This is a genomic window from Epilithonimonas tenax DSM 16811 (assembly GCF_000428485.1).
In the GTDB taxonomy this organism is placed as follows: domain Bacteria; phylum Bacteroidota; class Bacteroidia; order Flavobacteriales; family Weeksellaceae; genus Epilithonimonas; species Epilithonimonas tenax.
On sequence record NZ_AUAA01000024.1, the window covers coordinates 57,045 to 68,255 of the forward strand.

The 11,211-nt window shown below is 39.2% G+C and carries 14 protein-coding genes; 2 read left to right on the forward strand and 12 right to left on the reverse strand.

Going from position 1 to position 11,211, the window contains the following annotated elements:
* Nucleotide 1 precedes the first annotated feature (1 nt).
* The 5 genes from F564_RS0111870 to porQ form a co-directional block, all read right to left on the reverse strand.
* Nucleotides 2-496 carry a hypothetical protein gene (locus F564_RS0111870; RefSeq protein WP_028122844.1) on the reverse strand — a complete coding sequence of 165 codons (495 nt, stop codon included), beginning with the start codon at nt 494-496 and terminating at the stop codon, nt 2-4.
* A 2-nt stretch (nt 497-498) separates the two neighbouring features.
* The gene (locus tag F564_RS0111875; protein WP_028122845.1) at nt 499-807 is read right to left on the reverse strand and encodes a hypothetical protein; all 309 of its coding nucleotides are present in this window, start codon (nt 805-807) and stop codon (nt 499-501) included.
* A gap of 92 nt (nt 808-899) precedes the next feature.
* Nucleotides 900-1,277: a YtxH domain-containing protein gene (locus F564_RS0111880; RefSeq protein ID WP_028122846.1), complete on the reverse strand. Its 378-nt coding sequence runs from the start codon at nt 1,275-1,277 to the stop codon at nt 900-902.
* Between the two features lie 94 nt (nt 1,278-1,371).
* On the reverse strand, nt 1,372-2,049 hold the full coding sequence (cmk, locus tag F564_RS0111885) for a (d)CMP kinase (RefSeq protein WP_028122847.1): 678 nt from the start codon (nt 2,047-2,049) through the stop codon (nt 1,372-1,374).
* Between the two features lie 275 nt (nt 2,050-2,324).
* Complete coding sequence (gene porQ, locus F564_RS0111890; RefSeq protein WP_028122848.1) at nt 2,325-3,320, reverse strand: type IX secretion system protein PorQ; 996 nt, start codon at nt 3,318-3,320, stop codon at nt 2,325-2,327.
* A gap of 187 nt (nt 3,321-3,507) precedes the next feature.
* Here porQ and pyrH point away from each other — a divergent pair, with 187 nt between their 5' ends.
* Entirely contained in the window at nt 3,508-4,215 is a 708-nt protein-coding gene (gene pyrH, locus F564_RS0111895) for a UMP kinase (protein WP_028122849.1), read from the forward strand.
* A 239-nt stretch (nt 4,216-4,454) separates the two neighbouring features.
* A complete protein-coding gene (gene frr, locus F564_RS0111900; protein WP_028122850.1) occupies nt 4,455-5,009 on the forward strand; it encodes a ribosome recycling factor in 555 nt (184 codons plus the stop codon).
* A 409-nt stretch (nt 5,010-5,418) separates the two neighbouring features.
* Here frr and pgl read toward each other — a convergent pair whose 3' ends face one another.
* The 7 genes from pgl to F564_RS20265 form a co-directional block, all read right to left on the reverse strand.
* Nucleotides 5,419-6,138 (reverse strand): 6-phosphogluconolactonase, encoded by a 720-nt coding sequence (pgl, locus tag F564_RS0111910; RefSeq protein WP_028122852.1) that lies wholly within the window; start codon nt 6,136-6,138, stop codon nt 5,419-5,421.
* Nucleotides 6,139-6,162: 24 nt separating this feature from the next.
* Nucleotides 6,163-7,647 (reverse strand): glucose-6-phosphate dehydrogenase, encoded by a 1,485-nt coding sequence (zwf, locus tag F564_RS0111915; protein ID WP_028122853.1) that lies wholly within the window; start codon nt 7,645-7,647, stop codon nt 6,163-6,165.
* An 11-nt stretch (nt 7,648-7,658) separates the two neighbouring features.
* Nucleotides 7,659-9,077, reverse strand: a complete 1,419-nt coding sequence (gene gndA / locus F564_RS0111920) for an NADP-dependent phosphogluconate dehydrogenase (protein ID WP_028122854.1) — start codon at nt 9,075-9,077, stop codon at nt 7,659-7,661.
* 123 nt (nt 9,078-9,200) lie between these two features.
* Nucleotides 9,201-9,827 (reverse strand): 3-hexulose-6-phosphate synthase, encoded by a 627-nt coding sequence (gene hxlA / locus F564_RS0111925; RefSeq protein ID WP_028122855.1) that lies wholly within the window; start codon nt 9,825-9,827, stop codon nt 9,201-9,203.
* Between the two features lie 38 nt (nt 9,828-9,865).
* The gene (gene hxlB / locus F564_RS0111930) at nt 9,866-10,432 is read right to left on the reverse strand and encodes a 6-phospho-3-hexuloisomerase (protein ID WP_028122856.1); all 567 of its coding nucleotides are present in this window, start codon (nt 10,430-10,432) and stop codon (nt 9,866-9,868) included.
* A gap of 117 nt (nt 10,433-10,549) precedes the next feature.
* Nucleotides 10,550-10,738, reverse strand: a complete 189-nt coding sequence (locus tag F564_RS0111935; protein WP_028122857.1) for a hypothetical protein — start codon at nt 10,736-10,738, stop codon at nt 10,550-10,552.
* A gap of 75 nt (nt 10,739-10,813) precedes the next feature.
* Nucleotides 10,814-11,113 carry a helix-turn-helix domain-containing protein gene (locus F564_RS20265; protein ID WP_084406811.1) on the reverse strand — a complete coding sequence of 100 codons (300 nt, stop codon included), beginning with the start codon at nt 11,111-11,113 and terminating at the stop codon, nt 10,814-10,816.
* Nucleotides 11,114-11,211: the final 98 nt, after the last annotated feature.

The following is an 11,211-nucleotide window of genomic DNA, read 5'->3' on the forward strand; positions in this document are numbered from 1 at the left end:
TTTAGATTAATTTTTCTAAACTAGACGTTGTTTTGTTTTTCTGATACTCATCCAATTTTTTTCTGATAAATCTAAGTGCGTAGGGCGCAAGATATACCAATGCAAGACCCACAGCTTTTCTTTTCCAATTTTTATTCATCACACTTTTTTTTGCAAAATTACTTACCAGCGCCACAGTTCCCATTTTGATGGTCGTTTCCAGCAGGCCTGATTTGACACCGTCGTTTGCCAAGTTTAACATATTTTTTTTTGAGGCAGTTTCTTTCATTCCCAACGACACTTCTCTCATCATATTGTGCGTATCGAGAGAAAGAGATATTTTACCTTCTTCGTCCTGCGTTTCTTTGAGAAATTTGTCGGTGAGGCCATTTGTCATCACACTGAGGCTGTCTTTTTTACTTTTGAAAGTCAGAATATCCTCTAACTCCCCAATCTCCATTTTCAGAAGTCTTTTTTCACTTCTCAGTTCATCCAGATTAGTATATTTTGTCGCCATAATTATTTTTTAAGAAATTCGATAACCTGATTCGCAATGGATTTTACAATTAACCTTTTCAAGAAAAAAACGGCGATCATTACTACAAAATAAAATCCTGCTACAATGAGAAAACCATATCCCATACTTCCTATAGATTGACCAATCAAAAAAGCAATACCGAAATTAAACAAAATGATAAAGAACGAAAATGCAATAACTACAATCGACAAAAACGCAATAATCCCCGCTGAAAGAGAAGACTTTTCTGTAAACTGAAGCTTGATGAGGTCCAGCCGCTTGGTCGTATAATCTTTTATAACATCAATCATAAAAATCTTATTAAATATAAAACTACACATTAATTTACAAAAAAAGGAATTTAGTTTCTAAATTCCTTCTCGAGAACACTGTAATATAAGGCTTATTTCAAACCGTCCAATTCAGTTTCAACATCTTTCACGACGTCAGACGTTTTTGTCACAATCTGATCTTTATATTTATCATAGTTGTCTTTTACAGTCGAAGCAACAGTTTGAGCTGTTTCTTTGAAAGTGGATGACAGAGAGTTGTATTTATCTTTTACATTATGGGATACTTCAGAATATTTATCTTTCACCACTTCAGAAGTTTTTCCATATTCATCAACCGCTTTATCTTTCAGATCATTGGCCTTGTCTTTGATTTTCTTTCTAGTTTCTTTACCTTCTTCCGGTGCGTACAGCAAACCTAGAATTACACCTGTTGCTGCTCCGGCCAATAATGCAGCTAATACCGCTGCTGAGTTTGATTTTTTAGACATTGTTATTATTTTTTGTGTTAATTTATAATTGATAATAATGATTTTGAATTTACAACTAAAATGCCAAAGAAAGAAATATGTTCTTAAAACTTTGTTAAAACTTTTTAATATGCGATAATATCAGTTCAATTGTTTCTTCTTTGTTGATAGCTGTATTATCTATAAGAACGGCGTCATCAGCCTGTTTCAAAGGAGAAATATCTCTCTCACTATCGATCTTATCTCTGGAAATAAGATTTTGCTTCACCGTTTCCACATCTGTCTTTTCGCCGGCTGTCTCCAGTTCCAGAAAACGCCTTCTGGCACGTTCATCCTGACTTGCTGTCATAAAAAATTTGTAATCTGCGTCTGGTAGGACAACAGTTCCGATATCTCTGCCATCCATGATAACGCCTCCTTTTTCGGCCATGTCGCGCTGGGTTTTCATCAAAAAATGTCTTACATCCGCTTCCTTGGCCACCTGACTTACGTGGTCAGAAACCTGTGGGAAGCGGATTTCCTTATCGATATTTTTACCATTGAGGAATAACTGGAGTTCGCCATCAACATTCTGAAATTCCAAATTAATCTTGGGAAGAGCAACCAATAATTTTTCAACATCAATAGATTGATTATCATTGATGCAATTCTGCAGTGCAAAAAAAGTGATCCCTCTGTAAAGTGCGCCCGTATCCATATGAATGAGACCAAGCGTTTTTGCAATGATTTTTGATATAGAACTTTTCCCTGTGGATGAAAATCCGTCGATCGCGATAACCGGTTTTTTTGTCATAGCACAAAATTAAAAAATTTTGAGATTACGACATTATATAAATTGAAAGATTAATGAATTCTAGCACATGTTAAAATTTTCACGAAAACTGAAATACACTAACCTTAAATGGTCTCATTTTGATGAAGTCTTCAAGCATCTTTCTACTCCTTAGGAATGTGGAAACAGAAAATATTTGAAAATTGAATTTCTGATTAAGTTCTGACAAGACTTACAATTAAACTGAAGCGCTCCAAACGCTCCAACAAAAACACTGATCCACTCTCACCCGTAATTTACCTCCTGTTTCCACCCAACTCCACCAGATCCAACGTGAGACCCAGCATATTAACATTGGAAGAATTGTGATAGCGCATATGAGAATAATCAAATCTGAAAGATGAAATCTTGATACTCAAACCCGCTGATAAGCCCGTGAAACTTCTCTGGTCCAAAACAGCCAGCTCACTGCCTCTTTTCACATTATAACCAAATCTAAGATTGAACGCCTGACCTGGAAACAATTCTGCTCCGAAAGACAAATGATCCAGAATTTTTCTGCCAAACTTGGTGGGCTGTCCATTGATATCTGTCTTCGCAGAGATATTAGGCTGCTGAATGTCGTGTGCGGTAATGGTAAGTGCAGCCGGAAACTCATCCAAAATCTTGGTGTAACCCAGATCCACACGGAAAGGCAATTTTTCCCGAACACCATTATAGGGCTGAATCTGATATCCGAAATTTCTAAAAACCAAAGCCAGCGTTTCATTACTCTTATCGAAATAATAAGTCACACCGGCGTTTGCCGTAATCGCTGAAGATGAATAAGTATCAATTTTTGAAGTGATGTAATTGACGTTAGCACCAATTGTCCAATTATCTTCGAACTGGTAGGCATAACCAAGTCCTAACGAAGCATCCATCGCAGAAAAATCACCATTGATGATAGAATTTTCATCCGTTCTCGGCATAGATCCATAATCCATATACCTGGCATTGAAGGAAACCAAATGCCCAAACTCCAGATCCCGAACGTAGCTGATGCTTCCGATTTTTGTATCCGCAAGATATGAAGCATAGTTCACAGAAAGCATATGATCCATCTCAAGATTCATCAATGCAGGATTGGCCGCTGTAAAGTTGACATCATAATCCCTAACAGAAACGGCATCTCCCAACACAGCCTGTCTGGCAGATATTGGAATATTAAGGAACTGATAAACCGTGGTTCCTGTTTGAGAAAAAACCACACTGGAAATTACGAAAAAAAAGAGATTGTAAAAGTTCTTCAACACCATCTTTTAGCTTTGCAAAAATAATCTATTTTGATGCTTATCAAAATTTTTGAACGACTATCTTTTTTGATTAACGTAATTCTTTTCCTTTCATTATATTTGCACAGTCAAAAATGATAATAAAATTGAAACATCCATCATCCGGTGTTCTTTTTGACAGAATAAAAAAGTAATTACAAAATAGATGAAATACAAAAGAATCCTTCTGAAACTGAGTGGTGAAGCACTCATGGGAGAACGCCAATACGGAATCGATAATGACAGACTGAAAGAATATGCTGTGGAGATCAAAAAAGTGGTTGACAAAGGCTGCGAAGTCGCAATCGTCATTGGTGGCGGAAACATTTTCAGAGGATTGGCAGGCGCTGCAACAGGAATGGACAGAGTGCAAGGTGATTACATGGGAATGCTGGCAACAGTGATCAATGGAATGGCTCTGCAAGGCGCTTTGGAAGATGCAGGAATCATCACAAGATTACAATCTGCGATCGAAATGGACAAAGTGGCAGAACCGTTTATCAAAAGAAAAGCCGTACGTCATCTTGAGAAAGGAAGAGTGGTCATCTTCGGCGCGGGAACGGGAAACCCTTATTTCACAACTGATACTGCTGCAACACTGAGAGCTATTGAAATAGATGCAGACGTGATCCTGAAAGGAACAAGAGTAGATGGTATCTATGACAGTGATCCTGAGAAAAATGCAGACGCCGTGAAATTTAACAGCCTGTCTTTTGACGAAGTGTTCGAAAAAAATCTGAAAGTAATGGATATGACCGCCTTCACCCTAAGTCACGAAAACAAATTACCAATCATTGTTTTTGATATGAACAAAGAAGGTAACCTGGAAAGACTGATCGACGGCGAAAATATCGGAACGCTGGTCAATGTATAAATGATTAGTGATGATTGACAAATGATTCAAAGCTTCTATTTTTAAACGTTGAATCTCACGCAGCCCGACTTGAACGGAGCTCTTTTTTTGAGAAATAAGCTGGGACTTGGCACTTGGGATTTTTCAAAAAAAAGCGAGAGTGGAAGGCGGAAATAGCTGCCCAAATAAATCATTTATCACGCATCAAATATCATTTATTAAATAAATATATGTGTCAATTATCAAATTTTAAATATACAATGGAAGAATTAGAACTCATTGTAGCCTCCGCAAAGCAAGAAATGGATGCTGCAATCAAGCATTTGGATCATGCATTCCAAAAGATCAGAGCCGGACGTGCTTCTACATCTATGGTACAAGACGTCATGGTTGAATACTACGGCGCGCCAACACCTCTAAGCCAAGTGGCCAATGTTTCTGTGGTAGACGCGATGACGCTTTCTATCCAGCCTTGGGACAGAACGGCGATAGGTGCGATCGCAAAAGGAATCGTGAACTCCAACCTTGGATTTGCACCATCCAACAATGGCGATGTCATCATCATCAATGTGCCACCGCTGACAGAGGAAAGAAGACGTGACCTCGCAAAACAGGCAAAAGGTGAAACAGACCAGACGAAAATCGTGATCAGAAACGCCAGACAAGAAGGTAACAAAGAACTGAAAAGATTGGATGGTATCGCAGAAGACCTCATCAAAGGTGCTGAAAAAGACATCCAGGATCTGACAGATGCTTACGTGAAAAAGTCTGATGATGCATACAAATCAAAAGAAGCAGAGATCTTAAAAGTTTAAGTTTCGCTATCCTTATCAATCACAAACCCCGTTTCATTTTTTTTTGGATCGGGGTTTTTCTTTGAAAAACGTTGATTGGAAGTCTTTGAGTCTGTTTAGAACCAATTAACAAGAAAATTTTCAGGACATTTTTTTTCCCAAAAGCTAAAGGAGGTCGGCAAAATGTCTTGAAAAATACGTCAAAGTGACGCCCTTGAGGGGCGGAGACATAATTTTGATGCAATTCATATAGGCTGGTCTTAAGATTAAAACCGCAAGCACCATCAGTCACCCTATGATTTTCTATAGCTTAAAAACGATTGGTTTGTCAAATTCTTTGTTCGGGCTTTTCCTAAATAAAACAAGATGAACCATTGCGGATTTCCTTAAAATAGTTGTATGGTACACAAAAGCCAGTCTGTCACTTCATTTAAACTGATTGCAAAGTTTCGGAATCGGTCAGAAACTGCAATTCTCTTTTCTCCGGTTTGATGAGTTGCAACGGATAGAGATGGGGATTGTACGCACCGTGGAGAACCTCCTTCAAAGCATGTTTTTTTGATGCGCCAAACGTAATGACCAAAATATGCTCAGCTCTATTGATGATAGGTGCCGTCAATGTAATCCTGTACATATTTTGGGGTGCAAGATAATAAGCATCTACCCACTTTTTATTTTCATGAAGGATCTCTTCCCCAGGAAATAGTGAAGCCGTATGGCCATCATCGCCCATTCCTAAAAGGATGAAATCGAACCGGCCTTCGTCGCCAAGGACATTTCGGATCTCATTTTCGTATTCTACAGCATAATCTTCCGGCAAAATCCCTTCTTTGAACATTGGAAAAACGTGATCTTTATGGACTGGGACTTTATTCAGAAGCGTTTCAAAAGTCATTTTCGCATTGCTTTTCTCATCATCCAGCGGAACCCAACGCTCATCGACCCAAAAGAAATAGATATTTTTCCAATCGATCTGTTCTGCATAATTTTGGGTTGCCAGCAATTTAAAAATAGCCTTGGGAGAACTTCCTCCACTCACAGCTACCACAAATATCCCCTTGTCCTGAATGGCTTCTTTCGCAAAATCAACAAATTGATCTGCTGCCTCTTTATAAAGTAGTTCCAAATTATCAACTATCGTTACACCCATATTTTTAAGCTTTATTAAATCTAATTATACCCAACTATGTTCTTCTCTTTTGAGCAACAGTTCACATTGCTCAGGTCCGTTGCTTCCGGCAGCATAGTTTGGAAAGTTGGGATCTGGATTGTTTTCCCAATACTCCTGTATCGTTTTTACCACATCCCAAGCCTCCTCTACCTGATCTGATCGCATAAATAATGTCAGATCACCTTCCAAAGCATCCAGTAGCAGTGTCTCATACGCTTCCGGTGTATCTTCTTTGCAGGAAAAGTAATCGAATACCATTTCTACTGGTTTCAGTTCCACCGTAAGTCCCGGTTTTTTCGTCATAAACTGAAGTCTGATATCCATCAAAGGCTGAATATTGATGATGAGTTTATTCTGAGAAAGTGGATGTTTGCCTGCTATAAAGGTAGATTGTGGCAGCGGCTTGAAATGGATGGTGATGTAAGAGTGTTTTTCTTTCATCCTTTTTCCTGTACGGACGTAGAAAGGAACACCTTCCCAACGCTCGTTATCCAGATAAAACTTGATTGCCGCAAAAGTCTCTGTGTTAGAACCTGCCGCTACGCCTTCTTCTTCACGGTAAGCTTTGAGGTCTTTGCCATTCGCCGTTCCTTGTCCATATTGTCCGCGGACCGCATAATGACTCACTTTGTCCAACGGTATTCTTCTGATTGACTTCAAAACATCAACTTTACAATCTCTGATCTCGCCCGCATCCAAAGAAGCCGGTTGCTCCATCGCTACCATACAAAGCACTTGCAACAGGTGATTTTGGATCATATCTTTCAGCGCACCTGTGCCTTCATAAAAACCACCTCTGGATTCTACACCAACTTCCTCTGCCACTGTGATCTGTACAGATTCTATATATTTACAGTTCCACAAAGGTTCGAAAATCGAATTACCAAACCTAAATGCCAGAATGTTCTGAACTGTTTCTTTTCCCAAATAATGATCGATGCGGTAGATCTGCTCTTCTTCAAAAGTCTTGGACAACAAATTATTAAGTTCTATTGCAGAATCTTTGTCGTGTCCGAAAGGCTTTTCTATAATCATACGATCCTGTGAAGGATTGGAAGCTAAGGCTGTATTTTTGAGATGTCCGGAAATGATGGAAATGAAATTGGGCGCAATGGACAGATAAAATAGCCTGTTTGCTCTCACACCATAATCCTGATCCAGTGTTTTTAATTTGTCATCAAGTTCTCTGTAAGAATTTTCTTCATCTATCTGATGTCTGAAATAAGTGATCTGTGACTGAAACTTTTCCCATTCTGCATCGGTAGAGAGCTGGTTACGGGAAAAAAGTACGAGATTTTCTTTGATATAATTTTTGAAGTCATCATTGTTTTTATCCGCTCTTCCCAAAGCCACAATATTAAATTGCTCTGGCATTCTGCCTTCTAAAAATAAATTATAAAACGCGGGAAAAAGTTTTCTTTTTGCTAAATCTCCAGTTGCACCAAATATAATAATACTGGTTGGTTGTAACACTTTGTCGTCATTCATTGATGCAAATATTATTGATTTGTAGATTCCCATTGGGTATGAAAAACACCTTCCTGATCTTTTCTCTGATAGGTGTGAGCACCGAAATAATCACGCTGCGCCTGAATGAGGTTGACAGGTAAATTTTCTGTAGTGTAGGCATCAAAATAAGCCAAAACAGTCTGTAAGCCAAGTGTTGATATACCGTTGGAAGTTGCAAAAGCAAGTGTTTTCCTCAATGAAGCAACTTTTGATTTTACCAACATAGAAATGCTGTCGTTGAGCAGGATATTAGACAAATTTGGGTCTTGCGAATAAGCCTCATAGAATGTTTCTAATAACGAGGAACGGATAATACAGCCTCCACGCCAGATCTTTACCACATCTTTTAACGGAATCTGAAACTGATATTCTTTAGAAGCTTTGACCAATAATGCCAAGCCTTGCGTATAACTGATCATAGTTGCCAGAAAAAGCGCGTCACCTACTTCGGTGATAAACAAATCTGTATTTTCCGGCGCAGTGATTTCTGGTTTTGAATAGAGTTTGGAAGCCTGGGCTCTCTCCTCTTTGTAAGAAGACAAAGTTCTGGATGCCACCGCTGCATCGATGGTCGGAATAGCAACGCCGGTTTCCAAAGCTTCCTCAGAAGTCCATTTACCTGTTCCTTTCGATCCTGCTTTATCTAAAATCTGATCTACTAAAAACCCACCTGTAGCCGGATCTTTCTGCTTGAAAATATCTCTTGTAATTTCAATTAAGAAAGAATTAAGTTCACCATTGTTCCAGTCTTTGAAAACTTCATAAAGCTGCTCATTACCAAGATTTGCGCCTCTGTGAAGCAGATCATAAGCCTCACTGATGAGCTGCATAACAGCGTATTCGATGCCATTGTGTACCATTTTTACATAATGTCCTGCTGCATCTTTTCCCATATATGCGGTACAAGCTTCACCTTTGACTTTCGCAGCAATAGCTTCCAACATCGGACGCACTGCATGGAAAGCTTCCAAATCGCCGCCCGGCATTATACTGGGACCAAATCGAGCACCTTTTTCTCCGCCAGACACGCCCATTCCCATAAAATGCAGACCTTGTTTTGCCAAATCTGCTACCCTTCTGTTGGTGTCTTTGAAATAGGAATTTCCGGCATCGATCATGATATCGCCTTTGCTCAGAAGAGATTTGATGTTTTCTAAAACGGCATCCACAGGTTTTCCTGCAGGAACCATCAAAACTATCTTTCTTGGCGTTTCCAGCTTGGAGACAAATTCTTCGAGAGAATCTGTACCAGCCACCACTGTTCCTGTAGTGGCACCATCTTCCAGTTCTTTGATCTTCTGTTGATCAAGATCAAACCCTGCAATAGAGAACCCATTATCTGCGATGTTGTAAAGAAGATTTCTCCCCATCACACCAAGACCAATCATTCCATAATTATACTTTTCCATTTTTACTTATAAATTACTATATTTATTTTGTACCAAAAGCCATACATGATTTTGCACCATCAAATATACGAAGAATGGGGAAAATACACTGATCCCCATTCTTTAATATGATGTTAAACATTTTTAACTGATGGCTTCCTTCAAAGCTTTTGCAGCAGCGGCAGGATCTTCGGCACCATAGATAGCTCCGCCCGCAACGATCACCTCTGCACCAGCTTCCAATACCGCCTTGATGGTGTTAATATTAACGCCTCCAGCGATGGAGAAAGGAACGTTAGCGGCTTTACCTTCGTCGATTAATTTCTGGATCGAGTAGCCAGGTAATGCCTGCTCATCCAAACCAGCGTGCAGTTCCACAAAAGCAACACCGAATGCTGTCACTTCTTTAGCTCTTTGAACACGGTCTTTCACACCTATGGTATCTACAACCACCTTTCTGCCATATTTCGCAGCGGCTTCCACAGCACCTTTGATGGTTGCATCATCTACAGCACCCATAACCGTTACCAGATCTGCTCCTGCTTTGAAAGCCATCTCCGCTTCTAAAGCACCGGTATCAGCTGTTTTCATATCGGCAAAAACCAATTTGGTGGGATGCGCTTCTTTCATTGCTGTTACCACTTTCAGTCCTTCTGCTTTGATAAGCGGCGTCCCTAGTTCTATGATGTCCACGTATGGAGCTACTTTGCCTGCTAATTCTAATGCCGCTTCTGTTGTTAGAAGATCAATTGCAACTTGTAATTTTGCCATTTTTATATAAATTTTGAGATTAAAAAAATTAAATTAAACTATTCTAGGTTGGCGTGTTTTGGCCAAAGGTCTTCTTTTGTAAGACCAGATTCCTTCCACAGAACCATAAAAGTAGTTTCGAAAACAAATAGTACCGACTGCTCGAAAAGACTTCCTGCGTATTGTGCAGATGCCGAGATCCCAAAATCTGTCTTGGATGCCGCCGGAACAAAAAGGATATGGTCTGCCAGCTGGGCCAATTTGCTCTCCAACGATGCTGTCAAAACGGTGACTTTCGCTTTTTGACTGATCGCTTTTTCTACCACATTGATGACGGAAGGTGTGGTCCCGGAACCTGATGCAGCCAAGAGAATATCACCTTCCAAGATGGCGGGCGTAAGGGTATCTCCAACAATAAAAACCGCCAAACCTATGTGCATCAGCCGCATTGCTGCCATCCTTAATGCAAGACCACTTCTGCCGGTTCCCATAAAAAATATCCGCTTGGCTGTCTTGATATCTTGTATCAGAATATCCAAATCAGATGTATCTAAGTCTTGCGTTGACCGTTGATTTTCTTCGAGGATCAGATCCAAATATTGCCTTGTCAATTCTTGATATGCCATGTCATTTGTCTTTAAAAATTCTGTATGAGTATGATGACTTCGTTTAAAATAAACGCATCATTTTTTAGAAGAATAGTCAGGGATTCACTATTGGGAACCAGTGATTATTACTAGATCTTATGAAAGTACGGTCTTCTGTTGCTTTTCTGCATCAATAAGACCTTCATGACAAGTGTTGCCCAAGGCTTCCAATTCTGTAACAGCAGTTTTTTTAGGATTAAAAACCGCATAAGGATCTGATAATGTTCTAGTTGCCGTAAAATCTGCCCTGTGGAAAACTGTTCCTGCTATCAATAACTGATTCATTTTATACTCTATTTTGTGTTAAAATTATAGTACAAAGGTATGGCAGGCGGAAAGCGAGGTGTTATATAATTGGGTCTATCTGTTATAAATTTGAGCCAATTCCTGTTGGAGTTCGGTGGGTGTTTCTTGTAACTTATTTTTCACAAATTTGTTCAGCGCAGATGGCGAACTGAATCCCAGTTCTAAAGAAATCTGTTTATGAGAAAGATCAGAAAACAACAACAATCTTTTGATTTCCTGAAGGATACGGTTATGAATGGCATTAATAGCTGTTTCATCACAATGCTTTCTGGTAAGTTTGTTTAGCTTCTTTGTGGTGATGGCTAATTTTGAAGCATAATACTGAACTGGATATGCAAATAAAAATTCCAGTATAAGTTAAGCTACATTTTGATAAATTTTGTTTTGATTATTAAACTCTTCAATAGTTTTGTATTTCAGTGTACTGTGACGTCTTTTTTTATTGTACCAAA

Coding starts and splice junctions, on each gene's coding strand:
- F564_RS0111870 (WP_028122844.1), bottom strand. CDS start 496: ATGGCGACAAAATATACTAATCTGGATGAACTGAGAAGTGAAAAAAGA.
- F564_RS0111875 (WP_028122845.1), bottom strand. CDS start 807: ATGATTGATGTTATAAAAGATTATACGACCAAGCGGCTGGACCTCATC.
- F564_RS0111880 (WP_028122846.1), bottom strand. CDS start 1,277: ATGTCTAAAAAATCAAACTCAGCAGCGGTATTAGCTGCATTATTGGCC.
- cmk (WP_028122847.1), bottom strand. CDS start 2,049: ATGACAAAAAAACCGGTTATCGCGATCGACGGATTTTCATCCACAGGG.
- pyrH (WP_028122849.1), top strand. CDS start 3,508: ATGAAATACAAAAGAATCCTTCTGAAACTGAGTGGTGAAGCACTCATG.
- frr (WP_028122850.1), top strand. CDS start 4,455: ATGGAAGAATTAGAACTCATTGTAGCCTCCGCAAAGCAAGAAATGGAT.
- pgl (WP_028122852.1), bottom strand. CDS start 6,138: ATGGGTGTAACGATAGTTGATAATTTGGAACTACTTTATAAAGAGGCA.
- zwf (WP_028122853.1), bottom strand. CDS start 7,647: ATGAATGACGACAAAGTGTTACAACCAACCAGTATTATTATATTTGGT.
- gndA (WP_028122854.1), bottom strand. CDS start 9,077: ATGGAAAAGTATAATTATGGAATGATTGGTCTTGGTGTGATGGGGAGA.
- hxlA (WP_028122855.1), bottom strand. CDS start 9,827: ATGGCAAAATTACAAGTTGCAATTGATCTTCTAACAACAGAAGCGGCA.
- hxlB (WP_028122856.1), bottom strand. CDS start 10,432: ATGGCATATCAAGAATTGACAAGGCAATATTTGGATCTGATCCTCGAA.
- F564_RS0111935 (WP_028122857.1), bottom strand. CDS start 10,738: ATGAATCAGTTATTGATAGCAGGAACAGTTTTCCACAGGGCAGATTTT.